The 24,567-nt window shown below is 65.9% G+C and carries 24 protein-coding genes, 1 tRNA gene and 1 pseudogene; 16 read left to right on the plus strand and 10 right to left on the minus strand.

Features of this window, described 5'->3' with window-relative positions:
- Positions 1–74: 74 nt before the first annotated feature.
- The gene (locus tag GV044_RS04115; RefSeq protein ID WP_159865840.1) at positions 75–854 is read right to left on the minus strand and encodes a zinc-ribbon domain-containing protein; all 780 of its coding nucleotides are present in this window, start codon (positions 852–854) and stop codon (positions 75–77) included.
- A 217-nt stretch (positions 855–1,071) separates the two neighbouring features.
- On the opposite strand from GV044_RS04115, the gene ftsE reads away from it, so the two are divergent.
- Genes ftsE through GV044_RS04135 form a run of 4 tightly spaced genes read left to right on the plus strand, consistent with a single transcriptional unit; the run spans position 1,072 to position 3,979 of the window.
- Positions 1,072–1,791 carry a cell division ATP-binding protein FtsE gene (gene ftsE, locus GV044_RS04120; RefSeq protein ID WP_159865843.1) on the plus strand — a complete coding sequence of 240 codons (720 nt, stop codon included), beginning with the start codon at positions 1,072–1,074 and terminating at the stop codon, positions 1,789–1,791.
- Positions 1,788–2,726, plus strand: a complete 939-nt coding sequence (locus GV044_RS04125; protein ID WP_371741566.1) for a cell division protein FtsX — start codon at positions 1,788–1,790, stop codon at positions 2,724–2,726. The genes ftsE and GV044_RS04125 overlap by 4 nt, the downstream gene beginning before the upstream one ends.
- Before the next feature lie 9 nt (positions 2,727–2,735).
- Complete coding sequence (locus GV044_RS04130; RefSeq protein ID WP_159865846.1) at positions 2,736–3,275, plus strand: YdcF family protein; 540 nt, start codon at positions 2,736–2,738, stop codon at positions 3,273–3,275.
- The gene (locus GV044_RS04135) at positions 3,272–3,979 is read left to right on the plus strand and encodes a 1-acyl-sn-glycerol-3-phosphate acyltransferase (protein ID WP_236554689.1); all 708 of its coding nucleotides are present in this window, start codon (positions 3,272–3,274) and stop codon (positions 3,977–3,979) included. The genes GV044_RS04130 and GV044_RS04135 overlap by 4 nt, the downstream gene beginning before the upstream one ends.
- Here the strand turns inward: GV044_RS04135 and GV044_RS04140 are convergent.
- The 3 genes from GV044_RS04140 to GV044_RS04150 form a co-directional block, all read right to left on the minus strand.
- Positions 3,976–4,752 carry a transglutaminase family protein gene (locus GV044_RS04140; RefSeq protein ID WP_159865849.1) on the minus strand — a complete coding sequence of 259 codons (777 nt, stop codon included), beginning with the start codon at positions 4,750–4,752 and terminating at the stop codon, positions 3,976–3,978. The genes GV044_RS04135 and GV044_RS04140 overlap by 4 nt on opposite strands.
- Positions 4,753–4,835: 83 nt before the next feature.
- The gene (locus GV044_RS04145; RefSeq protein ID WP_159870844.1) at positions 4,836–5,768 is read right to left on the minus strand and encodes a prephenate/arogenate dehydrogenase family protein; all 933 of its coding nucleotides are present in this window, start codon (positions 5,766–5,768) and stop codon (positions 4,836–4,838) included.
- Positions 5,765–6,883 (minus strand): histidinol-phosphate transaminase, encoded by a 1,119-nt coding sequence (locus GV044_RS04150; RefSeq protein ID WP_159865852.1) that lies wholly within the window; start codon positions 6,881–6,883, stop codon positions 5,765–5,767. Before GV044_RS04150 ends, GV044_RS04145 begins: the two co-directional genes overlap by 4 nt.
- 300 nt (positions 6,884–7,183) lie before the next feature.
- Between GV044_RS04150 and GV044_RS04155 the strand changes: the two genes are divergently transcribed.
- From GV044_RS04155 to metW, 3 genes are read left to right on the plus strand one after another with little or no spacing between them, the layout of a single operon-like run.
- Entirely contained in the window at positions 7,184–8,299 is a 1,116-nt protein-coding gene (locus tag GV044_RS04155; RefSeq protein ID WP_159865855.1) for a homoserine O-acetyltransferase, read from the plus strand.
- Positions 8,296–8,742 (plus strand): GNAT family N-acetyltransferase, encoded by a 447-nt coding sequence (locus GV044_RS04160; RefSeq protein WP_159865858.1) that lies wholly within the window; start codon positions 8,296–8,298, stop codon positions 8,740–8,742. Before GV044_RS04155 ends, GV044_RS04160 begins: the two co-directional genes overlap by 4 nt.
- Positions 8,739–9,326: a methionine biosynthesis protein MetW gene (gene metW, locus GV044_RS04165; RefSeq protein ID WP_159865861.1), complete on the plus strand. Its 588-nt coding sequence runs from the start codon at positions 8,739–8,741 to the stop codon at positions 9,324–9,326. Before GV044_RS04160 ends, metW begins: the two co-directional genes overlap by 4 nt.
- Before the next feature lie 10 nt (positions 9,327–9,336).
- On the opposite strand, the gene fdhD is transcribed toward metW, so the two are convergent.
- Both fdhD and GV044_RS04175 read right to left on the minus strand, forming a co-directional pair.
- Positions 9,337–10,101 carry a formate dehydrogenase accessory sulfurtransferase FdhD gene (fdhD, locus tag GV044_RS04170; RefSeq protein ID WP_159865864.1) on the minus strand — a complete coding sequence of 255 codons (765 nt, stop codon included), beginning with the start codon at positions 10,099–10,101 and terminating at the stop codon, positions 9,337–9,339.
- Positions 10,102–10,117: 16 nt separating this feature from the next.
- Complete coding sequence (locus tag GV044_RS04175; RefSeq protein ID WP_159865867.1) at positions 10,118–10,504, minus strand: VOC family protein; 387 nt, start codon at positions 10,502–10,504, stop codon at positions 10,118–10,120.
- Positions 10,505–10,682: 178 nt separating this feature from the next.
- Between GV044_RS04175 and GV044_RS04180 the strand changes: the two genes are divergently transcribed.
- Positions 10,683–11,354, plus strand: coding sequence for a glutathione S-transferase family protein (locus GV044_RS04180; protein ID WP_159865870.1), 672 nt, complete (start codon positions 10,683–10,685; stop codon positions 11,352–11,354).
- Positions 11,355–11,410: 56 nt separating this feature from the next.
- Here GV044_RS04180 and GV044_RS04185 read toward each other — a convergent pair whose 3' ends face one another.
- Positions 11,411–12,379: a complex I NDUFA9 subunit family protein gene (locus GV044_RS04185; RefSeq protein WP_159865873.1), complete on the minus strand. Its 969-nt coding sequence runs from the start codon at positions 12,377–12,379 to the stop codon at positions 11,411–11,413.
- A gap of 196 nt (positions 12,380–12,575) precedes the next feature.
- Between GV044_RS04185 and GV044_RS04190 the strand changes: the two genes are divergently transcribed.
- The 7 genes and pseudogenes from GV044_RS04190 to GV044_RS04220 all read left to right on the plus strand — a co-directional run bounded on the left by GV044_RS04190 (position 12,576) and on the right by GV044_RS04220 (position 19,821).
- A tRNA-Leu gene (locus GV044_RS04190) sits at positions 12,576–12,662 on the plus strand.
- A gap of 238 nt (positions 12,663–12,900) precedes the next feature.
- A pseudogene (locus GV044_RS04195) lies at positions 12,901–13,819 on the plus strand (IS630 family transposase); the annotation flags it as partial.
- Between the two features lie 39 nt (positions 13,820–13,858).
- Entirely contained in the window at positions 13,859–15,214 is a 1,356-nt protein-coding gene (gene cysC, locus GV044_RS04200) for an adenylyl-sulfate kinase (protein ID WP_371741606.1), read from the plus strand.
- Positions 15,214–15,957 (plus strand): 3'(2'),5'-bisphosphate nucleotidase CysQ, encoded by a 744-nt coding sequence (locus tag GV044_RS04205; protein WP_159865877.1) that lies wholly within the window; start codon positions 15,214–15,216, stop codon positions 15,955–15,957. The genes cysC and GV044_RS04205 overlap by 1 nt, the downstream gene beginning before the upstream one ends.
- Before the next feature lie 593 nt (positions 15,958–16,550).
- Complete coding sequence (locus GV044_RS04210) at positions 16,551–17,762, plus strand: acyl-CoA dehydrogenase family protein (protein WP_159865880.1); 1,212 nt, start codon at positions 16,551–16,553, stop codon at positions 17,760–17,762.
- Between the two features lie 14 nt (positions 17,763–17,776).
- On the plus strand, positions 17,777–18,883 hold the full coding sequence (locus GV044_RS04215; RefSeq protein WP_159865883.1) for an acyl-CoA dehydrogenase family protein: 1,107 nt from the start codon (positions 17,777–17,779) through the stop codon (positions 18,881–18,883).
- A 173-nt stretch (positions 18,884–19,056) separates the two neighbouring features.
- Entirely contained in the window at positions 19,057–19,821 is a 765-nt protein-coding gene (locus tag GV044_RS04220) for an enoyl-CoA hydratase-related protein (protein ID WP_159865886.1), read from the plus strand.
- Positions 19,822–19,838: 17 nt separating this feature from the next.
- On the opposite strand, the gene GV044_RS04225 is transcribed toward GV044_RS04220, so the two are convergent.
- Positions 19,839–20,132, minus strand: coding sequence for a YciI family protein (locus tag GV044_RS04225; RefSeq protein ID WP_159865889.1), 294 nt, complete (start codon positions 20,130–20,132; stop codon positions 19,839–19,841).
- Positions 20,129–21,091 (minus strand): SDR family NAD(P)-dependent oxidoreductase, encoded by a 963-nt coding sequence (locus GV044_RS04230; protein WP_159865892.1) that lies wholly within the window; start codon positions 21,089–21,091, stop codon positions 20,129–20,131. Before GV044_RS04230 ends, GV044_RS04225 begins: the two co-directional genes overlap by 4 nt.
- 499 nt (positions 21,092–21,590) lie before the next feature.
- Here GV044_RS04230 and GV044_RS04235 point away from each other — a divergent pair, with 499 nt between their 5' ends.
- Positions 21,591–22,868, plus strand: a complete 1,278-nt coding sequence (locus GV044_RS04235; protein WP_159865895.1) for an MFS transporter — start codon at positions 21,591–21,593, stop codon at positions 22,866–22,868.
- Between the two features lie 53 nt (positions 22,869–22,921).
- On the opposite strand, the gene GV044_RS04240 is transcribed toward GV044_RS04235, so the two are convergent.
- Entirely contained in the window at positions 22,922–24,349 is a 1,428-nt protein-coding gene (locus tag GV044_RS04240) for a hypothetical protein (RefSeq protein WP_159865898.1), read from the minus strand.
- Positions 24,350–24,567: the final 218 nt, after the last annotated feature.

Here is a 24,567-nt window from a genome sequence, read left to right on the forward strand (position 1 = left end):
GGGATGCGGGGGCTGCAAGCGCGATGGCGATTGTTTTCTCAGAGGTGCCTGCTCCGCGCGAGAACCGGTACGGATCAGGCCGGCTTCCAGCCGATTTCGGCCGACTTGGCGGACTTGGGCACATCGGTCACCGCCTCGTTGATGGTGATCGTCTCACCAGGTGCCAGCTCGCGCTTGGGCGGCACGACTTCCCAGCTGTAGACGATCCGCTCACGCGCATCGCGCAGCACGATGAGGATGGTGGGCACCGAGCGAGTCTCTCGCCCGATGTTGCTGACGGTGCCGCTTGCGCCGAAATACTCGGTGCCGTTGGGCAGGGTGCGCCGGTCCTGCCGCTTGGGTGGGAAGTCGAGCGCGAGGTCCTGCTGCGCCTGGGCGAAGGTCGGGCGGGCGACGGGTACCCAATCAGGCAGACCGGCCCAGGCGACGACGCCGGCCAGGCCGAGCGTCACCACCGCGAACACCACCGCCGCGGCCATGCCGATCTTGGCCCAGTTGCGCCGGGGCCGGAAGGGTGGCGCGAAGTCGAAGCGGGAAGGACCTTCGTCGGTGAACTGGGTGCCGGCCGTATCGTCGTACACCGGACGCGGTGTGGGCGCCTCGCGGGCCACCGCCGGCTCGGGCGCGGGCGGCGGGGGAACGGGTTCGGCGACTTGCGGACGGGGTGCCGCTTCGGCCGCATCGACAACCGGTGTGGCGTGCGCAGGCGCGATGCCCTCTGCCATTTCGAGCACGGGTCCGTCTTGGAACCAGCTGTGGCGACACTTGGCGCAGCGGACGGTGCGTCCATCGATGCCGATCGCGCTGTCCGGGACCGCATAGCGAGTGGCGCAGGCGGGGCAGGCGATAATCATGGTCGCGACACTAAGCACGGGAGCGTGGCTCACGACAAGGCGGTGACACCCGGGTTCTTGGCACCGACCTGCTTTTTTCCACATTCATGGTCGCTTATACACAAGCCCGACTGGGCGCCCGCCGTCGCTGGTTCGCGGTGCCCGCGGTGCCGCTTGCCTGAGCGGCACCGGCAGCTTACCGCCGTCTTCACGAATTCCCGTTACCGAAGACGAGGCGATGAGCAGCAAGGCCGAAGGCGAAATCATTCATTTCGACAACGTCGGCCTGCGCTACGAGCACGATCGCGAGGTGCTGAGCGACTTGTCGTTCACGCTGTTCCCTGGCTCGTTCTACTTCCTCACCGGTGCCAGCGGCGCGGGCAAGACCACGCTGCTGCGCCTGCTGTACCTCGCCCAGAGGCCGTCGCGCGGCGTCATCCGCATGTTCGGCAAGGACGCGATAACGATGCCGCGCAGCGGGTTGCCCGCGCTGCGGCGGCGGATCGGCGTGGTGTTCCAGGACTTCCGCCTCGTCCCGCACTTGTCCGCCTTCGACAACGTAGCGCTGCCGCTGCGCGTCGCCGGCTTCAGCGAGCGCGACATCGCCGGCCCAGTCCGCGACATCCTGCAATGGGTCGGGCTGGCCGACCGCAAGGAGTCCCGCCCGGCCACCCTGTCGGGCGGGGAGCAGCAGCGGATCGCCATCGCCCGGGCTGTGATCGGCCGGCCCGACGTGCTCGTCGCCGACGAGCCGACCGGCAACGTCGATCCCGAGATGGCGCTCAAGCTGATGCGGCTGTTCGAGCTGCTGAACCGCCAAGGTACGACGATCGTCGTCGCCACCCACGACGTCCACCTGCTTGCCAAAGTGCCCAACTCGCTGATCATGCGGCTCGACCGCGGGCGCCTGTCCGATCCCACCGGCGCGCTGCGCTACCCGCCGCGGCGGCCGTCTTGAAGGCGCGCGCGAACAAGCGGCGGGGGATCGCGCGTGGGCGGCGGCTGTTTGCCGGCGGCGAGGCGGAGTTGGTCCCGCAGGCGCGCCTTTCCGGGCCGATGCCCTGGGTCATCGCCATCATGGTCGCCTTGACCGCGATCGCGCTCGCCGCTGGCCTGGCCTTCGGCAACACCGTCACGTCCGCCAGCGCAGAGATCGCCGGCGGGATCACCGTGCAATTGGTCGAGCCGCGTGCCGACGTGCGCCAGCGCGAAGCTGCCCGCGCGCTCGACGCACTACGCGTGGTGCCGGGCGTCGCCAGCATGCGCCTGGTTCCACAAGAAGAGCTCGACGCGCTGGTGTCGCCCTGGCTGGGCACCGGAGTGGACTCGACGCAAGGCATCGGCGTGCCGGTGCCGGCGCTCATCGACGTGCGCCTGACGCGCTCGGCCAACCGCGAGCGGATCCTCGCGGTCCGGCACGCACTGGCCGCGGTCGCGCCATCGGCCCGCGTCGATGCGCAGGCCGAGTGGCTCAAGCCCGTGTTCGACGCGATCGTTTCGCTCCAGTGGCTCGCCATCTCGCTTGTGGCGCTGCTTGCCGCTGCGCTCGCGGCTGCCGTGCTGCTGGCTGCCCGCTCGGCCCTGGGCGCCAACCGCGATACCATCGAGATCGTGCACTTGCTGGGCGGTACCGACAGCCAGATCGCCCGCGTGTTCCAGCGCTCGATCGCGGTGGACGCGGCGGGCGGCGGTGCGGTGGGGCTGGCCCTAGCGATGGTCGTCATCCTCTCGCTCGGTCGGCGCTTCTCGGGGCTGGGTGCGGGCATGGTCAGCAGCGGCGCGCTGGTCTGGAGCGACTGGCTGCTCCTCGCCCTCGTACCTTTGCTGGCGACCGGCCTGGCGATGCTGACTGCCCGACTGACGGTGATGCACGCCTTGCGCAAGATGCTATAGCCTGCAGCGATGTTTCGCCGCATTGCCGCCTTTGTCCTGCTCGTATGGGTCTTTGGGTTCCTCTGGTTCGCGGTCGCCTTGCCGCGTCCCGCGGGCAACGAGCGGACCGACGCGGTGATCGTGCTGACCGGCGGCCCCGGGCGCATCCCGCGTTCGCTGGTCGTGCTGCGCCAACGGCTAGCGCCCCGCCTGCTGGTCTCGGGCGTCGATCCCGAAGTGCTTCCGCGCGAGTTCATGCAGGAGTACGACGTGCCGCCGCAGCTGATGCGCTGTTGCATCACTTTGGGTTATCGCGCCTTCGACACCCGCTCCAACGCGGTGGAAGCGGCCAACTGGCTGCAGCAGCGCAAGGCACGCACCGTGCGCCTGGTGACGGTCGACTGGCACATGCGGCGCGCCGCTTTCGAGCTTGGTCGCGAGCTGCCCAAGGGCACGGTGATGATCGAGGATGCGGTGCGCAGCCATCCTTCGCTCCAGATCCTGTTCCTGGAGTACCACAAGCTGCTGGCACGCTACGCCGTCGACACCTGGCAGAGGCTGCGGAGGTGACGCGCGTCGGCGACGTTCTGCGCAGCCTGGTGTTCTACCTGGCCTTCTACGCCGGATCGGTGGGCTACGTGCTGGTGGCGCTCGGCATGCTGCCGTTCGGCGAGGGGGCCTTCCAGCGCGTGGTGCTGGGCTGGTCGCGCTTTCACAGGCGCTGCACACGCTGGATCCTGGGCATCCGCGTCGTGGTAGAGGGAGAGCTGCCGAGCAAGGACGTGCTGGTAGCGATGAAGCACGAAAGCTTCTTCGAGGCGATCGACCTGCCCAACCTGCTGCCCATGCCCGCGATCATCGCAAAGGCAGAACTGCTGCGCATCCCGCTGTGGGGCCGCGCCGGGCGGCTCTACGGCCTCGTCGGGGTGGAGCGGGACCAGGGCGCCCGCGCCCTGCGCACCATGCTGACCCAGGCGCGGGGCATGATCGCGGCAGGCCGGCTCATGGCGATCTTTCCCGAAGGCACGCGCGTGCCGCATGGAGAGGTGGCTCCGCTCGGTTCGGGCTTCGCGGGCCTCTACAAGATGCTGCGCCTGCCGGTGGTGCCGATCGCGCTCGACAGCGGGAGGCTGTACCATCGCACGTGGAAGCGACGGGGCCTGATCACGATGCGAGTGGGAGAGATCATTCCCGCCGGCCTCCCCCGCGACGAGTTGGAGGCACGGGTGCAGGACGCGATCAATGTCCTGAACCCGATCGAGACGACACGCTAGCCGGCAGTTACCTGCACCGACTGGTTCTGCATGTTGGCCAGGCCGTAGCTCGTCAGGAACGAGACGTCCGCCGCGTCGCGCCCGACGCCGATCTTGGCCATCGTGTCCGGCGTCGACATGCCGGTCGCGTCGACCATGTACCAGGTGTTGTCGAGGAACACCTCGGCCACCGCGTGGAAGTCCTGCGGCTCGACGCCCAGGCCATAGACGCTGCAGAAGCGCGCGGGGATGGCGCTCGCCCGGGTCATGCTGATCATCAGGTGCGCAAAGTCGCGGCAGACGCCCTCTCGGGCATTGTAGGTGTCCATCGCGCCGGTCGAGGCGTTGGAGCTGCCGGCCTGATAGGTGAGGTTCGCTTCGATCCAATCGCGGATCGCAGCTACGCGAGCGCCGCCTTGCGTGTCGCCGAACAAGTCGCCGACGATCTGCTGGAACTGGTCCGACGCGCAGTAGCGTGACGGCAGGATGTATTCGATCGTCTCGCCCGGCAGCAGGTGCGGCGGCACGGCTTGCAACTGCGCGATGTCGGCAGTGAGGCGGTTGATCTCGACCAGGGCATTGTAGCGCACGGTCAGCGCGCCCTGCATGCGCAGCCAGATGCGGTCACCGATGGTGTCGTGACCGGTGACCCGGGCGAAGTGCTGCACCGGCGGCAGCTCGATATGTGCGCTGACCACGCGCTGCTCGGGGATGATCGCGGCCTCGATCTGCAGGAGCAGGTCGGCCTCGGAGGGCACGTCGTATTGGAGCTCGGACGATATCGAGAGTTTCATGCAGCGCCTTTGCGGGAAGAGGTTTGGCCGCTCAAAGCGCGAGATGCGGTCCGGCTCCCGCAGCTGCGAAGTATAGTTGCCGTTCAGCCTTCACCGGGCTTGCGATCGGACTTGTGGTCGGCACGGCCGAAGTCCGGCCGGTCGTCGTCCTGCCCCTCTTCGATGATGGAGCGGCGGGTCGCCCGGGTACGCTCAAAGTGCTTGAACAGGGTCTCGCCGTCGCCGATGCGGATGGCCCTCTGGAGCGCGGTCAGGTCCTCCGTGAAGCGCTGCAGCATGGTCAGCACCGCCTGCTTGTTCGACAGGAATACGTCGCGCCACATCGTCGGATCGGAGGCGGCGATGCGGGTGAAGTCGCGGAAGCCGCCGGCTGAGTACTTGATCACTTCGGACTGGGTGACTTCTTCCAGATCAGAAGCGGTACCGACGATGGTGTACGCGATCAGGTGCGGCAGGTGGCTGGTGACGGCGAGAACCAGATCGTGATGCGCCGCGTCCATGATCTCGACGTTGGCGCCCAGCGCTTCCCAGAAGGCGACGAGCTGCGAGAGCTTCACCAGGTTGGTCTGCGGCGGGGGAGTGACGATGCACCAGCGATTGCGGAACAGCTCGGCAAACCCCGCGTCCGCGCCCGAGTTCTCGGTGCCTGCGACGGGGTGGGCGGGGATGACCAGATGGTCGGGCAGCGCTTCGCTCAGCGCCTTTGCGACGACCTGCTTGCTGGAGCCGACATCGCTGACGAGGGTATCGGCAGGCAGGGCGGCGCGCACTTGCTCGGCGGCGATGCCCATCGCGCCGAGCGGTACGCAGAAGATCACGAGGTCGCACTCTGCCACGGCCTCGGCGGCACTGTCGCAGACCTTGTGAACCAGATGGCGCTCGGCCGCGCGCGAGCGGGTGATCGCGTCGCGGTCATAGCCGGTGGTGACGGCGTCGGGGAGGTAGGCCTGAACGGCAAGACCGATCGAGCCGCCTTGCAGGCCAAGGCCGATGATGGCGACGCGTTGGAACATCAGCGCCCCGCCGCTTCGCGCACCATTTCCTGCAAGCCCGCGACGATCGCGTCCATGTCGTGCGGCTTGCCGATCGTGAAGCGCAGCGCCTGGGGCAGGCCCTGGCCGGGCAGCCAGCGGACGATGTAGCCGCGATCGGCCAGCCCGTTGAACGCGGCTTCGGCAGTCAGCGCGCCCTCGAACAGCACCAGCACGAAATTCGCCTCGCTGGGCAGAGCGCGCAGGCCGTGGTTGCCCAGCGCTTTGACTGCGGTGACGAAGCGAGCCCGCTCGTCGCGGTTGTGCACGCGGGCCGCCTCGATGAAGGCAGGGTCGTCTAATGCGGCGAGCGCCATCGCCTGGCCGGTGCTCGGCACGTTGAACGGCCCGCGGATGCGGTTCAGCGTCGCCACCAGCCCGGGTGCGCCCGTGGCCCAGCCGATGCGCTCTCCGGCGAGGCCATAAGCTTTGGAGAAGGTGCGCGTCACCAGCACGTTCTCGTGCGCGGCGGCGAGTTGCATCGCACCATCGTCGTCCTCCGCGGCGACATATTCTGCATAGGCGAGGTCGAGGACCAGCAGCACGTCGGCAGGCAGGGCGGCGTGCAATCGCGCGATCTCGGCCTTGGGCAGGTACGAGCCAGTCGGGTTGTTAGGGTTGGCGACGAACACCACTCGTGTCCGCTCCGTCACCAGAGCCAGTAGCGCGTCGACGTCAGTGCCATAGTCGGCGTCCGGCGCCACGACCGGTGTCGCCCCGCAACGCCGGGCGGCGATGTCGTAGACGGAGAAGCCGTAGCGCACGTAGATCACCTCGTCGTCCGGGCCGGCATAGCCCTGCGCCGCGAGGTTCAGCAGCTCGTCGGAGCCGGTGCCCATGACGATCAGCGCCGGATCGATCCCGTAGACCTCGCCAAGTTTGGCGCGCAGCGCCTTGCTCTCGGGGTCTGGATAGCGCGCCGGCCCTTGCGCCTTCGCCGCGAGCGCGAGCGGGCTGGTTCCGAGTGGATTCTCGTTTGCCGACAGCTTGATCAGCGGCTTGCCGTCCGCGCCGGCCGACTTGCCCGGCACGTAGGCATGGATCGCCTCGATCCAGGGTTTTGGTTCCGGGGCTCGGCTGCGGGTGATCGTGTCGCTCATGATCGGCCGCCTTTAGCGCGGAAGCGGCAGATTGGCACCCCCTTGGTCGATTGCCTGTTGGTTCGATGAGCCAATGTTTCAGAGCGGCTTCCAACCACACCGACTATGCTGAGCTTGTCGAAGCATGCCGGCTGAGGTGGCGTGTTGTCGACAAAAGACGCACCGTTTGCTGGCAGGCTGCGACAAGCTTAGCCCAGGCGGTGGTGGGGCGAGCCGCAAGGGGCTAACGATTGCACTGCCTCGCTTTGCTACCCCCGCGATTGACACCGCGGCCCCCCACGCCCAATTCACCCGCTCACCATGGCGACCGCCCCGATCATCGATCCCAGCAAGGTGCTGAACCTCGCGCAGCCGCTGCCGCTCGACAGCGGGCGTGAGCTGGATGGCGTGCGCATCGCCTACGAGAGCTACGGCACGCCCAACGCCGCGCGCGACAACGCGATCTTCGTCGCCCATGCGCTGACCGGCGATCACCACCTCGCCAGCCCGCATCCCAAGACCGGCAAACCCGGCTGGTGGGTGCGCATGGTCGGCCCCGGCAAGCCGATCGATACCAACCGATTCTTCGTGGTCTGCGCGAACGTGCTGGGCAGTTGCATGGGCACGACCGGCCCTGCTTCGATCGCACCCGACGGCAAGCCCTGGGGCATGCGCTTTCCGGTCATAACCGTGCGCGACATGGTGCGCGCGCATGTCGCGCTGCTGGATGCGCTCGGGATCGAGCAACTGCACGCGGTCGTCGGTGGATCGATGGGCGGCATGCAGGCGCTCAGCCTTGCTGCCAACTTCGCGACCCGCGCCAAGGCGGTGCTGGTGATCGCCTCCACCGCGCGGCACTCGGCGCAGAACATCGCCTTCCACGAAGTGGGCCGCCAGGCGATCATGGCCGATCCCGCCTGGCGGGAGGGCGATTACTATTCGCACGGCAAGGGACCGGAGAAGGGCCTGTCGGTCGCGCGCATGGCCGCGCACATCACCTACCTGTCCGAAGCCGGGCTCACAGAGAAGTTCGGCCGCCGCCTGCAGGATCGTGCCGAGAAGACCTTCGGCTTCGACGCCGACTTCCAGGTGGAAAGCTACCTGCGCTACCAGGGCCTGTCGTTCACCGACCGGTTCGACGCCAATGCCTATCTCTACATCACCCGCGCCATGGACTACTTCGACCTGGCCGAAGAGCACGGCGGCCTGCTCGCCAACGCCTTTGCCGGCAGCAAGGCGCGCTTCTGCCTCGTCAGCTTCGATACCGACTGGCTCTATCCCACCGCCGAGTCGCGCAACGTCGCCCATGCGCTCACCGCCGCGGGCCTGCCGGTCAGCTTCGTCGAGCTGTCCGCGCCGTTCGGGCACGACTCTTTCCTCCTCGACGTACCTGCGCTCGATCGCGTGGTCGCCGGCTTCCTGGGCGAGGCGCAATGATCGCCCTGTCCGACGATCCGGCGCGGGTCGACCTCGATCGCGTGCACGGCTGGCTGACCACCAGCTACTGGACGCCCGGCATTTCGCGCGAGCGCGTGGCGAAGCAGAGCGCCGGGTCGCATTGCCTCGGCGCTTACCACGCAGAGGACGGCCAAGTCGGCTTCGCCCGCGTGATCTCCGACAGAGCTAGCTTCGCCTGGATCGCCGACGTCTGGGTCGATGAAGCAGCACGCGGGCAGGGCCTGGGGCGGCGCATGGTGCGGTGGTTCCTCGACCATCCCGACTATGCGACGGTCCGCCGCTTTGCCCTCGTCACGGCGGATGCGCACGGCGTGTACCAGGACCTCGGCTTCCATGCCCCGCTAAAGCCGGAGCGATACATGGAGCGGCTGTCGAGCGAGTTCGCCGACTTGCTCGCAGGTTCGACGGTGCCATCCCCATGACGCTGCGCCCCGACCTTGCCGTGATCGCCGACAATGTCGCGCTCGGTGCCCGCGTGCTCGACGTCGGCTGCGGCGACGGCGCGCTGCTCGCCGCCTTGCGCGACAGCAAGGGCTGCGACGCGCGCGGCATGGAGATCGACGCCGCCAACGTCGCCGAATGCGTCGGGCGCGGGCTCTCGGTCATCCAAGGCGATGCCGACAAGGACCTGGCGTTCTACCCCGAGGCCTCGGTCGACTACGCCATCCTCAGCCAGACGCTGCAGACCACCATGCGTCCAGACCTGGTGCTGGAGGAACTGCTGCGGATCGGCCGGCGTGCCTTCGTCAGCTTTCCCAACTTCGCGCACTGGAAGGTGCGCACCTCGCTGTTGTGGACCGGGCGCATGCCCGTCACGCGGCTGCTGCCGGTCGCCTGGTACGAGACGCCGAACATCCACCACGCCACCGTCAATGACTTCCGCGACATGGTGCGCGATCGTGGCATCAAGGTGGAGCAGGCTTGGTTCCTGCGCGGCGATCGGCGCTGCGCCCCGGCGGCGGCGAGCTTCCGCGCCGAGCACGCGGTGTTCCTGCTCTCGCGCTGAGGCACTGACCTCAGTCAGCTACCAAGAGCACGCTGTCGTCGCGCGCCAGCACCCACAAGCTCAACCCCGCGGCGCTCGCGCGCTCAACGGCCATGCTGGTCGGCAACGACACGGTGACCAGCGAAGTCGCCCCTGCCTTGACCGCCTTCTCGACGATCTCGTAACTGCATCGCGCCGTCGACAGCAGGAACCCGGGCGAGAGTGCCGTGCCTGCGCGGGCTTGAGCCCCGATCAGCTTGTCGAGCGCATTGTGCCGCCCGACATCCTCCCGCACGCAGATCAGGGTCCCATCGGCATCGGCATGCGCTGCGGCATGAGCAGCGCCGGTCGCCCGGCCGATGGGCTGGCGACCCCGCAAAGCAGCCAAGGCCCGGAAGATCGCCGCGCTTGCAATCGGTTCATGTGCCGCAATCGGGGGCAGGGCGCGCGCCACCGCCTCCAGGTTCTCAATCCCGCACAACCCGCAGCTTGATTCGGCGACACGCGTGCGGACCCGCTCACCCAGCTTCTCGGCGCCGAGGCCTTCGACCATCGTTCGCACGATCCAGCCGTTCTCGACTTCGGCCATGGCCACGTCGACCACCTGCGCAGCGCTATCCGCCAGGCCTTCGCAGATCGCAAATCCAGTGGCAAAATCTTCGAGGTCAGCCGGCGTCGCCATCATTACAGCATAGGCGACGCCATTGAATTCCAGCGCGACTGGTACCTCTGGCACCCACTCGCGCGCGACAATCCGGCGGCTCCCGTCTGCCTTGACCTCGACCGCCTCTGCCACTCCCGCTCCTTGCGAATCAGCCCATGCTGAGCCCGTGATAGGCGGCAATCTTGTTGCCGTCAGGATCGCGCAAGTAGGCGCCGTAAGCGCCGCGTGCCTGCGGCTTGGGCTCGGGCACGCCCTCGTCGCTGCCGCCGTTGGCAAGGCCCGCCGCGTGCCAGGCGGTCACCGCATCCTGGCTCGGCGCCTCGAAGATCACCGTGCCGCCGTTCGCGTGCGTCGCCGGCTCGCCGTCGCGCGCAGGACCACACAGGAAGCGGGCTCCGCCGGGCAGGTTGTAGAGCACCAGTGGGTATTCGGCCGGCGTCGCCGAAGGGCCGACACCCAGGGCCTCGAACGTCGCGTCGTAGAACGCGCGGGACTTGGCGACGTCGTTCGAACCGAACCGCAAACTCTTGAGCATCGTGATCTCCCGTCTTGTGCTCGCGTGTCATGTCGCCTCACCCGAACAGGGTCAATCGCAAGTTCGCTCGGCTGAACATGCGTTCGCTTTGCGGGATTGTTGACTTATCCACCAGTCGCCCGCCGGGCGTGGCTTGCAGTGCTGGACGCTCGTGCAAGGCTTTGGCATCGCGGAACCCATGTGGCACCTCTACCAGTTCCCGCTCTGCCCGTTCAGCCGCAAGGTCCGGCTGCTGATGAGCGAGAAGGGCATCGCCTACGAACTCCAGACCGAAAAGCCATGGGAGGGTCGCGACGGTTTCTTCGCGATGAACCCGGCGGGCCGGGTGCCCGTGCTCCACGACGAAGAGCGCGGCATCACGCTCGCCGATAGTCGCGCCATCTGCGAGTACCTGGAAGAGACGGTCGAGAACAACCAGCTGATCAGCGGCACTGCCCAGCAGCGCGCCGAAGTGCGGCGCCTCGTTGCCATGTTCGACGAGAACTTCTTCAACGACGTGTCCGGCCCCTTGCTGCACGAGCGCATGAAGAAGCGGCTGATCCTGCGCCAGGCACCCGACGCCCGGATGCTGCGCGAGGCGATGAAGCTGTCGCACGACTGGCTCGACTACATCGATTACCTGATCGACAACCGACCCTGGCTGGCCGGCGCGACGATGACGCTGGCCGACCTGACGGCGGCGGCGCAGATCTCGGTAGCGGACTACCTGGGCGGGATCGATTGGTCGACGCACGAGCCGGCGCGCGGCTGGTACCTGGTGATCAAGAGCCGGCCGAGCTTCCGCCCCCTGCTGTCCGAGCGGATGGAAGTGATCCAGCCGCCCAGCCACTACGCCGAAGTGGACGCTTGAGGTCCCGTCCGTTCCTCAGCTCTGACGAACGGAAGGAGACAAGAGGCTTTAGAGGCTCAGAACTTCGGACCCTCGGCTGGCATCGTGCTGCCTTCGTTGAAGCGCCCGTTCTTACGGAACTGCACCATCCAGCGCTCCAGAAACAGCGACAGGGGTCGCGGCATGACGCCCAGCTCGGCAAGCCCGGGCTGCGAGGCATCGGCCACGTTCCCAGCCTTCAGCAGCGACCACTGATCGCGCGAGATCGGCGCAAGCGGCACCGAAGCAATCGCGCCCGATACCCCGTCGGGCAGCTCGATGAAGGAGCGCTTGCGGCACTGCGCGGCAGCGATGCGCTGGTTCAGCTCCAGCATCGTGATGATTTCCGGGCCGGCGATCTCGTAGGTGCGACCTTGCGCTTCGGGCAACAGGATGGCGTTGGCGATCGCCTCGGCCGCATCATCGACGAACAAGGGCTGGATCTTCGCCTGCGGCCCGAACACCGGCAGCACCGGTGCTTTGGCAATCAGACGCCCGAACATCATCACAAAGTTGTCATCATCGCCGAACAGGATCGACGGGCGCACGATCGTCGCGGTCGGGAAGGCGGACAGCACCGCCGCCTCACCCTCGCCCTTGGTGCGGGCATAAGGCACGGCGGACCCCGCGCCGGCTCCGATTGCCGAGACGTGGATGAACCGCCCGACCCCGGCATCGCGCGCGGCAGCGGCGATGCGGCCCACGCCCTTGCCCTGCAGCGCGTCGAGATTGCCCGAGAACGCGCCCATCAGGTTGATGACGACATCCGTGCCGGCGAACACGCGCGACAGGTCCTGCGTGCGGGTGACGTCCAGCGGCACCGACTGCATCTGCCCCAGGTTACCGAGCGGACGGATGCGCCAGGCCTTCTGCGGGTGACGGCTGACCAGCCGCAGCCGCGCGCCGCGCGACAGCAGCTCCTGGGCCAGGTGGCAGCCGACAAAGCCGGTGCCGCCCAGTACCGTCACGACCCTGCCGCTGAGAGAACCGTTCGCGTTGACGCTCATGCCCAGATAAGTCCTTTAAGCGGCACCGGTTGCCTCACGCGCAAGCCCGCGCGGCCGACCTCGCCGTCACTCTGGCCGCCCTTGGCATAAGCACCCGCCCACGGCAACCGGCGAGGCGCCCTGCAAATGCATCGATCCCACCCGATCGCCGTTGACAACCCCCGAGTCACCCCGTATCGGCGCCCTCCTACCCCGTGCCCAGATGGCGGAATTGGTAGACGCACCAGCTTCAGGTGCTGGCGCTCGCAAGGGCGTGGAGGTTCGAGTCCTCTTCTGGGCACCAGCACTTCTCAAGTGCTTGAAATCTCTGGGGGATCGTCCAAAAAACGGTCCCCAGAGAGCATCTGCTACCCCAAACTGCTACCGGAAAATGGCCCATTATCAGGCCGAAAATCCCGCGAAACCGTCTCTGCTGAGGGGCGTGTTTTAGAGCGGTTTCCACACGAACTGAATCGCTGGGGATCCCCTTGCCCGTGCTGATGTGATTCACGCTTTCTGCTGGTTGGAGGAGGCCAGCATGGATGGCGCGTACGCTTTCACAGGACCTTCGGGATAGGGTCATCACAGTGATTGATGGCGGATTGAGTTGCCGCGCGGCGGCCGATCGCTTTGGTGTCAGCGCGTCGAGCGCGATCCCTGGCGGCAACTTGCCCTTCAGCATGGCCAGGCGGTCGCAAAGCCGCGCGGAGGAGACCGGCATTCCGGCAGGATCGAGGCGCATGGCGGCTTCATCCGGGAGTTGGTTGCCGAGCAGGGTGATATGACCTTGGTTGAGATCCAGGCACGGCTCGTCGAGCGGTGCGTGTCGGTCGGCATTGGCACGCTGCATCGCTTCTTCGTGCGTCACGCGATAACGTGGAAAAAAAGACCGGGCACGCGATCGAGCAGGACCGCCCCGACGTCCTGACGCAGCGCCAGCATTGGTTCGACGGCCAGCTCGATCTGGCCCCGGAACGCCTCGTGTTCATCGACGAGACGTGGACCGCCACCAACATGACCCGCAGCCACGGCCGCTGCGCGAAAGGCGAGCGGCTGCGGATGGGCTTCCCGCACGGTCACCGCAAGACCACTACCTTGGTCGCTGGCCTACGCATGACCGGTATGATCGCGCCAATGGTTCTCGACGGGCCGATCAACGGCGACTGGTTTGAAGCCTACGTTGCCCAAGTCCTCGTCCCAGAACTGCGGCCGGGCGACGTCATCATCATGGATAACCTGTCGAGCCACAAGCGCGCATCGGTCCAGGTACTTATCGAGGCTGCAGGCGCAACCCTTCGCTTCCTCCCGCCCTACAGCCCCGACTTCAACCCGATCGAGAAAGCCTTTGCCCGCCTCAAGGCCATGTTGCGAAAAGCCGGTGAGCGATCCGTCTCTGGCCTGTGGGATCTCATCGGCAGGCTCGTCGACCTCTTCAAGCCCGCCGAGTGCGCCAACTACTTCNACCTGGTCGATTACGATCCGGCCGTGTTCGACGCGATCGTGAAGGACTATACCGAGTTCGCGCACTCGATCGGGATCGAGAGCTTCACTGCGCTGCCGATTTCGGGCTTCAAGGGCGACAACATCACAACGCTGTCGGACAAGACGCCGTGGTACAAGGGGCCGACGCTTGTCGAGCACCTGGAGACGGTGGAAGTCCTCAGCTCGGTCGATGCCGACAAGCCGTTCCGCCTGCCGGTGCAGTGGGTCAACCGGCCTAACCTCGACTTCCGCGGCTTCTCGGGCCTCATCGCCACTGGCTCGGTGAAGCCGGGCGACAAGATCCGCGTCCTGCCCTCGGGCAAGACCAGCACGATCGGCAAGGTCGTGACCTTCGATGGCGATCTCGACGAAGCGGTCGCCGGCCAGTCGGTCACCGTGACGTTCGACGACGAGATCGACTGCTCGCGCGGTTCGGTAATCGCGACCGCCGACAACCCGCCGCAGACCGCCGACCAGTTCGAGGCGACCTTCGTGTGGATGGCGGACGAGGCGATGGTGCCAGGCCGCGCTTATTGGCTGAAGCTCGGAACGCAGCAAGTCTCGGCCACGGTGCAGGAGCCCAAGTACACCGTCAACGTGAACACCATGGAGCACATGGCGGCCAAGACGCTGGAGCTGAACGCCATTGGCGTCGCCGAGCTGACGACCGACAAGGCCGTGGTGTTCGAGCCCTATGCGGACAACCGCACGCTCGGCGGCTTCATCCTGATCGACAAGATGACCAACGCCACGGTCGCGGCGGGCATGATCAACTTCTCGCTGCGCCGCTCGCAGAACGTGCACTGGCAGGCGACCGATATCGGCCGCAAGCAGCGCGCCGATCTCAAGAACCAGAAGCCCGCGCTGCTGTGGTTCACGGGTCTGTCGGGCTCGGGCAAGTCGACCATCGCCAACCTGGTCGAGAAGAAGCTGTACCGCATGAACCGGCACACCTTCCTGCTCGATGGCGACAACGTGCGTCACGGCCTCAACAAGGACCTGGGCTTCACCGAGGCCGACCGCATCGAGAACATCCGCCGCGTCGGCGAAGTCGCCAAGCTGATGACCGACTCCGGGCTGATCGTGATCACCGCGTTCATCTCGCCCTTCCAGGCCGAGCGCGACATGGTGCGCTCGATGCTGCCCGAAGGCGAGTTCATCGAGGTGTTCATCGACACCCCGCTGCGTGTGGCCGAGAGCCGGGACGTCAAGGGCCTCTACAAGAAGGCGCGCTCGGGCGAGCTGAAGAACTTCACCGGCATCGACAGTCCGTACGAAGCGCCGCGCAACCCGGAGATCCGCATCGATACCCAGGCGATCACGGCGGAGCAGGCCGCCGACCTGATCATTGACCGACTGCTCGGAGACGCTTGATGCCGATTGAAAACGACGGCGATCTCGCCGCGCACCTCGCCGACCAGGCGGGCAAGATCCTGCTGCAGGTCCGTGCCTCTGGCGTGTTCGGGGGCAAGGCGCTGGGCAAGGCGGGTGACCAGACCGCCAACCAGTTCCTGGTCCACGCCCTGCGCGAGCAGCGGCCCGACGATGGCCTGCTCTCCGAAGAGGAAAAGGACAACGCCGAGCGCCTGGCGCAGAGCCGCGTGTGGATCGTCGATCCGGTCGACGGCACCCGCGAGTATGGCGAGGAGCGTGCCGACTGGGCGGTGCATGTCGGCATGGCGGTGGACGGCCAGCCGGTGCTCGGCGCCGTGGCGCTACCGGGCCTGGACGAAGTGCTGCGTTCCGACCAGCCGGGCGAGGTGCCCGCCGCGCCCGAGACCTTGCGCATGGTGGTCAGCCGCACGCGTCCCGCCCGCGAGGCGACCGAAGTGGCGGCCAAGCTCGGCGCGGAGCTGGTGCCGATGGGTTCGGCTGGTGCCAAGGCCATGGCGATCCTGCGCGGCGAGGCCGACATCTACCTCCACTCAGGCGGGCAATACGAGTGGGACAGCTGCGCGCCGGTCGCAGTCGCGCTCGGCTGGGGGCTGCACGCCTCGCGGATCGACGGCTCGCCGCTGGTGTACAACCAGCAGGACGTCTATATGCCGGACCTGCTGATCTGCCGGAAGGAGCATGCCGAGCGCGTGCTGGCGGAAGTGGCCGCTCTGGCGGAGTGAGCGGTGGGCCACTCGGCCCTACTCCCAGCCCGTCACAGCCTGCCGCCTTAAACGAGCGGCTAATGATAACGCAAAAACAGCGCCGTCGGTCATGGATGCATCAATTGACGGCCGCTGTCCGCATGCGCGTTTCGTTGTTCGCGTGATAGCGGTGGAGCAAGTTCTAGCACCCGTACAGCGCAAGGCTCTGTGCGGCGGCCGGCAGGCCGAACCAGACCAAGCATGATCACTGCTTGGCGATGGCGGAACCCTTGTCATCACTGTTGTAATCTGAAACGCCAAAGCAACCTGTCGGACGCCGGCATCTGGCGGAGATGCAAGAAATTCGCCACTTAAAGGCGCAATATGCAAGACGTCGATGAGCGACGACCGCGCAGATTGGCTCCGTCAAGCGGTTTAGAGAGGGAGGTGGAGGATACCGTTCATCGTTCAGCCCACTGTTGCATCAGCGGGTCGATAATCAAAGTGTCTCGATCCTGCCATGCGAAGAGTGCTTCCACATTCTCCGACGAACTCTGCCGAGGATCGGTTATTCGCGCATCTCCCCCGACGGCACGTGCATACCCTTCGAACAAGTCTGAGGTGACGACGGCATGAACCTAGAAATTTCCGCCGATGAACTCGCGTTCCGTGACGAGGTGCGGGCGTTCCTCGCCGCCGAGTACCCAAAGGCGCTGCGGATCAAGACCGAGCGTGGCGAGGAGTTGGACCGCGAGGATCAGATGAACTGGCAGCGCATTCTCGCGCGCAAGGGCTGGCTCGCGGGCGGTTGGCCCGAGGAGTTCGGCGGCCAGGGCTGGAGCCTCAGCCAACGGCACATCTTCAAGGAGGAGCTCGGGCGTATCGGCGCGGTTGCTCCGTTCTCCATGGGCGTCGTGATGTGCGGGCCGGTGATCCAGAAGTTCGGCACGCCCGAGCAGCGCGAGCGCTTCTTGCCACCGATCGTCAACGCCGAGCTCTGGTGGTGCCAGGGTTACAGCGAGCCCGGCGCCGGCTCCGACCTGGCGAGTGTTCGAACCCGTGCGGAGCGCTTCACCGGCGAAGACGGAAAGGAGTACTATCGCGTCAATGGTCAGAAGACATGGACGACGTTTGCGCAGCATGCCGACTGGATCTTCTGCCTCGTGCGCACCGATTTCTCGGCCAAGCCGCAGCAAGGCATCAGCTTCCTGCTGATCGACATGCGCAGCCGCGGCATCACCGTGCGCGCGATCGACACGCTCGGCGGCGAGCGCGAGGTCAACGAGGTCTGGTTCGAGGACGTGATTGTTCCCGTCGACAATCGCATCCACGATGAGAACAAGGGCTGGACCTGCGCCAAGTATCTGCTCGAGCACGAGCGGTCGAACCTGACCGAAGTGGCGCGGTCAAAGAACTCGCTTCGCAGCGTGATCGCGCTTGCCAAGGAGCAGGTGACCGAGACAGGCGAGCGTCTGTTCGACGTGCCTGCGTTCCGCCGCAAGATCACCGAAGCCGAGATCGCGCTCATGACCCTGGAATATACGGAGCTGCGCGGGCTCTCGGAGATGAACGCCGGCCGCGATCCCGGACCATTGATGAGCATGCTCAAGACGCGCGGCACCGAAATCCAGCAGCAGGTGACGAGCCTGATGCTGGAGGCTGCCGGCCCTTACGGTCATATCGCTTACGAAGATCTGGTTTTCGGCGACAATGCGCCCGAGCTCGGGCCGATCGAAGCACGACGCGCCGCCGACCGCTACCTCAACACGCGTAAGGTCTCGATCTACGGTGGATCCAACGAGATCCAGCGCACGATCATCGCCAAGCACGCGCTCGGCCTCTGAACGGTATCAAAACTATGGACTTGGCCTTCAACGACGAACAGATCCTGCTGCGTGACAGCCTTTCGGCGTTCCTTGCAGATCACTACGACTTCAATGCGAGGCGCGCCGCGGCTGCGACCATGCCTCGCTGGCGGCCGGAGATCTGGAGTGCCTTTGCAACCCAGTTGGGCATTCTCGGCGCCGCTCTGCCCGAGGAGCAGGGCGGGATCGGTGGCGGCGCGCTCGAGACGATGATCGTGATGGAGGAGCTCGGCAGGGTTCTCGCGTTGGAACCGTGGTTGGAAGCGATCGTGATCGCGCCGTCGCTGCTCGCTGGAGCAGGCGAAGAAGCCGACGCGCTGCTCGAGACAGTTCTTTCCGGCGAGGCCATCGTGATACCAGCCATCGATGACGGTCTGGCGGGTTATGGCCGCGTGAAGGGCGGCCTCAAGGTCGATGCTCAGGGGCGATTGTCCGGTCCGAAGGACTTCGTGCGCGGCGCTTCGGCAGCCACCCACTTCCTGGTGACGGCAGTCGACGCTGCCGGCGAGACCGGGGTCTATGTCGTGCCGGCGGATGCGCCGGGCCTTGCGGTCGAGCACCATGCGCTCGTCAGCGGCAAGTCGATGGCCAACCTGACGTTCCAGGATGTCCCGTCCTTGAGCCTCGGCGCTCGCGACATAGCCCTGGCGCTGGATCGCGGCGTTGCGGCACTCTGTGCCGAGGCGCTCGGTATCCAGCGCAGCTTGCTCGTCGCGACGGTGGACTACTCCAAGCAGCGCAAGCAGTTCGGGCGCCCGATCGCCGACTTCCAGGTGCTGCAGCACCGCATGGCCGACATGTACATCAAGGTGGAGGAAACCGCATCGATGGCGATGATGGCGTGCCTGTTCCTGGATGAACCCGAGGACGAGCGTGCCAAGGCGATCTCCGCTGCAAAGGTCGCGGTCGATCAGGCATCGAAGGTCGTGGGGGAATCCGCAGTTCAGATCCATGGCGGCATGGGCATCACGCGCGAACTGCCGGTGGCTGACATGTTCGCTCGGCTGACCGAGATTGCCCAGGAACTCGGCAGCACCGAGTATCACCTGCGGCGCTTCGAAAACTCCTCGGCGAAGGTCGACGCCGAAGCGGTGCAATGATCTTGAGCGACGTGCGGTGCGACAGGTTCTCGCCCGGCGCCGCTCTCGCAAAGCTGGACCCCTAGCTTGCGTCGTCCGGCGTAACGCGCCGCTACGTTGTCATCTATGTGCGGCCCGAGAACAAGCCGGCAGGCGGGGATCGAGGGCGTGCACCGTAATGTGGGTGAATTCAAATGAGCTATCAGACGCTGATCCTCGAGAACCTTGGCCCGGTCCTTTTGATCCGGATGAACGAACCCGCGGTTCTCAACGCACTGAGTGAAGCCTCTGTCGAAGAGTTGAGCGACGCTTTGCGCGTGGCGGCGGACTCGTATCGTGCAGTCGTGCTGACGGGAGCGGGTCCGTCCTTCTGCGCAGGTGCGCGTCTCTCGACGGATATCCCCGAAGATCTCGGCCTGTTCCTGAGAACGCATCTGAACCCGTTAATCGACCAGATCCGCGCGATGCCAATCCCGTGCATCCATGCGGTGCGTGGTGCCTGTGCTGGCGGTGGAAGCTCGCTGGCGCTGGCAGGCGACATCATCGTGGCAGGCGAGGGTGCCTATTTCCAGCAGGTGTTTGTGCGCATCGGGCTCATTCCCGATTGCGGCGCCTTCCATATGCTGGTGCGCACGATCGGGCGCGTGCGCGCGATGCAGATGATGCTGCTGGGCGAGCGGCTGCCGGCACCCAAGGCGCTCGGTTGGGGCCTGGTCAGCCGCGTGGTGCCCGATGCGGACGTGGAGACCGTCGCGATCGAGATTGCGCGGACCTTGGCAGCGGGCCCACGGGAGTCGCTGGCAGCGATCCGCCAACTCGCATGGGCGGCGCTGGACGACACCTGGGATCGAAGTCTCGAACACGAGACGGTGACCCAGAGCGCGATCGGGCGCACGTTCAATGCCAGGGAGGGCATCAGTGCCTTCCTTGAAAAGCGGCCCGCGAAGTTTGCCGAATAGGCAGGGGCGCCACCGGCTCAGCCATTAGCTTGCAGGCTGTCGATGGCGATGGTCGCTTCGAAGGGCACGATTTTGTTGGTGGCGAGACCGTACATCTGAAAGGGATCGCGGGTGAGACGTGCCTCCAAGTCAGGCCGGCTCTCGCCTCGCGCGACGATAACTCCTCCAGTGCGAGACGGCTCGCGCCCGCAGGCGACAAATACGCCGTCCGCCAGACCTTCGCGCACCCAGGTTGCATGATCTCGCAAGCGGGCGTCGACTTCTTCGATCGGCCGGATGTACGTGATCAGCACGATGTACATCGGGTTCATGCGACAGCCTCGTCGAGGCCGACCATTTCGGCCGAGACTGTCCAGAGGCGCTGCGCATCTGACGCATCGAGCGCATGAGGCATCACGCCCTTGCCCGGCCGCTTCTCCTCGCTGTGCGGTTTGGCGACCGCGCAGTCTTCGAGATAGAGGCCGCCTTGGTCGTCCAGCTCGGGCGCGCTTGCAGCCCAGACCGAAGTGGCCGCTCCCGCCGGGATCGACTTGAACTGGAACGGGGTGCGCTCATTGTTGTTGAGCCCCATCTTTTCCCGGTACTCGGGCGTCATATGGCGCGCCAAGTCGGTTTCGATGAAGCCGGGCATTACGGCGAAAGCGCGGATGCCGGCATCCCGATAACGGCGATCGAGTTCGACCGCGAACAGGGCATTGGCCGTCTTCGATTGGCCATAGGCGAGGAAGGGCTCGTAGGGCCGCTCTTCAAAGTTGGGATCTTCGAGGTCGATGGCACCCCGCTTGTGGCCGACCGAGGTAAGGCTGACGACACGCGCGCCGTACGCGGCGATCAGCGCCGGCAAGAGCAGGTTGGTGAGCAGGAAGTGGCCCAGGTGATTTGTCCCCAGCTGCATCTCGAACCCATCGACCGTGCGCTCTAGCGGACATGCCATGATGCCTGCGTTGTTGACGAGGATGTGGAGCGGCTTGTCGCCCCATTCGGCCGCAAAGGCACGCACGCTGGCAAGGTCGCCCAAATCGATGCGCCCTGCGTCGATGCGGTCCTCGCCGATCTCGCGGTTCAGCGAGTCTGCGGCTTGCTTCGCGGCGGGGAGATTGCGCGCGGCTATGGTGACATGAGCGCCGGCGCCAGCGAGCGCCCGCACCGTTTCGAGGCCAAGGCCGGCAGCGCCGCCAGTGACGATCGCGAATTTGCCACGCAGATCAATGCCGTCGATCACCTCGGCCGCCGTGCTCTGCGGTCCGAACTCTCGCGCCTGTTGGGTCATGCCCTTCCCTTCCTCTCTTTTCTGGGTGCCATGGGTCGCCGCGCCGGTTAGCTACTCGCAATCCGCCTGCGTCCAGAACCGGCGCATCATCTAAAGCTGAAAGATGCTTTCAGTCTCGGATGAACGAAAGCTTCAAACAGGGATGATCGAGTAGTACACATGTAATAGCCGAGGAGGACTGAGCCGATCCGTCCACCGAGGGATGTACATGCCAGGTCTCTGCGGGAACAGTGCCCCGCGATCTCCGGCTTTGCGTCGATTGATCCGATAAGATGTTGGGAGACTATGGCTTTTTTAGACGCACCGCGCCTTGGGCGGTATCCGCAGCGCGCTTCTCAGCTACCGGTCGGAACCGACCGATGGGACGCGGCGACCGAGACTTTCGTTCAGTTCTCCAGGTCGCGACTGACTGAGCTGCGGGTCGGCAGCGCACATGACAGGTAGAGAAGCCAGTGCGAGTCCCACTGCCGCGTTCAGCCGAGGCAAAGTCCCGGGAGAGGTGATCCAGCCGAAAGATGTGTCGGAGCGGCAAGCCCATTGGGCATTGTTCGTCCTGTGCCTCGTCGCGCTGTTCAATTTTCTCGATCGATCGCTGCTGTCGATCCTCCAGATCCCGATCAAGACTGAGCTCGGCCTCTCGGACGGACAACTCGGCGCGCTGACCGGTCTGGCGTTCACGATCTGCTATGCCTTCTCGGCGGTTCCCCTCGCGCGCCTGGTCGATCGCGGACGGCGAACCCTCATCCTCGGAGTTGCTCTCGCGCTCTGGACATCGATGACAGCGCTGTCGGCGCTGGCCTTCAGCTTCGCGTCGCTCGTCATCTTGCGGGTCGGTGTGGCGCTGGGCGAAGCGGCGGCCACGCCTGCCACGCATTCGCTGATCGCCGATTACTTCCCGCCCGAGAAGCGCGGCAAGGCTTTCGCCTTGTGGGCGCTGGCCTTGCCGATCGGGATGATGATCGGGCTTTTCGCTGGCGGGTTCTTCGGGCAGGATCTGGGCTGGCGAGCGAGCTTCGCGCTGACCGGCGCTACCGGACTGCTGATCTTTCCCATGGTGCTGCTGCAACCGGAGCCTCGTCGCGGCCGGTTCGAGCCCGGCGGCGTTGCGCCCCAGCAAGTCGGCCTGGTCGCAGGATTGGGCCTGCTCTGGCGCAATCACGCGTTCCGGTACCTGGTGCTTGGCACTTCGCTGCAAGGTCTCACCTATTCCACGGCTATCGCCTGGCTCGCTCCGTTCTATTCGCGCGTGCACGGGCTCGACCTGTCCCACGTCGCCATCACCGTTGCCCTGATCGTCGGTGTTGGTGCCAGCGTGGGATCGTTCGCCGGGGGCATGATCCAAGACCGGCTGATCGTCCGCGATGTGCGATGGTACGGACGCTGGCCCGCGCTGACGAGTCTGGGCTGCCTGCCACTGCTCGGGGCGCAACTGTTCGCGCATTCCTACGGGGCGGCGGTGACTTTTGGTCTTCTCGGGATGCTCGTCGGCTCGGTGTATGTGTCCACGGTCAATGCGGCTGCCCAGGCGATGGTCTCCTCCAACATCCGCGGGCTGACATCCGCGGTGCTGCTGGTCATCCCAGCTCTGGTCGGAGCGGGCTGTGGGCCTTGGATCACCGGCATGTTGAGCGACTGGTTCACCGATGACTTCGCGATGGGTGTCCAGGCGATCCGCTGGGCTCTAATGATCGCCTTCATGGCCTCAGCCGTCGCCGCCCCGCTACTCTGGAAAGTCGGCAGCGCCATGGCTGCCGACCTTGAGAGGTCGGCACCCTGAAGGCGTGATCCGATGAAGGGGCTTGGGCCTAAGCGGGGCTTACTGCAGTCCGGCTACTTGAACGACCTTGCGACATACTCCGCCCGCCGCCGCGTCATCTCCTGGTGTCGTTCCTTCGCGGTCACGACGCCGAGTTGGTCCTGCAGCGTCTTCGTGGTCTCGGCATTCAGCTTGACCACCCGAACGCTCCGGACCAGCTTCTCCGATGGCACTGAGGTCGGAACGCCGGTCCAGCGAAACACGACCGTGCCTTGGTGCAGCCCGGTCGTATCCAGCCAATTCGGGACGTGCGGATCGGTGCCGGACAGGACATACGTGACGACGCCCGAGGCATCGGCCTTGCTCTGGCTGATGTTGAGGCTGCTGTGATGCAGGCTGTGGTCTGGAGACACCATGTAGGGCCCTGTCACCTGCGCCCCGGTGTAGGGCGCGCCGGCCCGGTCTAGTTGGACGACAAGGGCCTCATCGTCCGCCAGCTTGAAGTTGGTGATGGTCAGGCGGCCCCACCCGCCATCGCGGACTGCGGGTGTCGGGACGGTGTTGATGGGTGGATTACCCATCAGCGTCTTGGTGATGTAGAAGTTGTGCAGCGACCATTCGGCAAGATCGGCGACGAACTGGTCGACGCGCGCCGCGGTGGTCAGCGCCGGCGGCGTAGGCTCGCTGTCGACGCGGCGGATGGAAAAGTGCGTCGGCCGTTCGCGCCAGTCGTCGAAGATGTTTCTCAGGATCCCGAAGGCCGGACCTGCCGGGATCTGGATGTGGTTGCTGCGACCGGGTGCACTCTCACCGTCGATCGCGATCTCGAAATTGCCGCATGGATCGACTTTGATCGCCGTCTCATCCAGCATTCCGAGCTGAACTCCGCTGTCCACGCGCTTGCCTGCTGCCGGGATGCCGAGGGAGTGACGGACCGATCCCGCACGGACATCGAGGCTGTAGTGCCGGACGCTATCCGGCGCCACGTGGCCGGTGAGGATGTACTTGTAGCGCCCGTCGAGACCCGTGAAGCGGTAGACGTTGTCGGGACTATCGCCGGCGGTGCCCGCTCCCGGAAAACTGATGCCGTGCCACGTGTGAAGAGCGGGTTCTATGTCCCGGATCACGGCGGGCCGCGCCGCGTCCGGCCCTGCCTCGCGCAGAGCGAGCGACGTAGCCCACTGGTTCACGGCATAGCTCAACCATTTGTCGTCGACGCCATTGGCGAGAGACTCCTGATTGAGCCGCTCCTTGAACCGGGCCTTGGCTGCAATGGCTTTCGGATCGGCCAGGATCCGCAACGCCTCGCGCTCTGCGCCGAGCTGCTCCGGCGTCGCAAGGGTGGCGGTGGGCTGACGCGTCGGGCACGCGCTCGATGCCGCCTCCGTCGCTTGCACCGCGGCCTGCGCGTGGCTGCCGGTCCAGATCGCCGCGGAACACAGCACCGCAACCAGCGCCGCGTGGCGGGGAGGAAGGCTGGACGACCGTCGCGTAACCGGCATTTGAAGTTCCTCTGCTCTTGCCCTGATCGAAGTCACGTCGACCGGGCTCTGCCTGCCTTGTGTCCGCCACCTGACAGCTACGCCAGTCTTCGGCGGTCCGGTATGCTCACCCGCCTAGGCATTAGGCTTGTAATAGTCACGCTCCTCGCGTCTCATCTTACCGCCGCAACATCTCAAATTTAGACTCACTGCCATTGGATCTAGCGAGCGGGGAAGGC

The sequence above is a fragment of the Novosphingobium sp. 9U genome (genome assembly GCF_902506425.1).
Taxonomy (GTDB): Bacteria; Pseudomonadota; Alphaproteobacteria; order Sphingomonadales; family Sphingomonadaceae; genus Novosphingobium.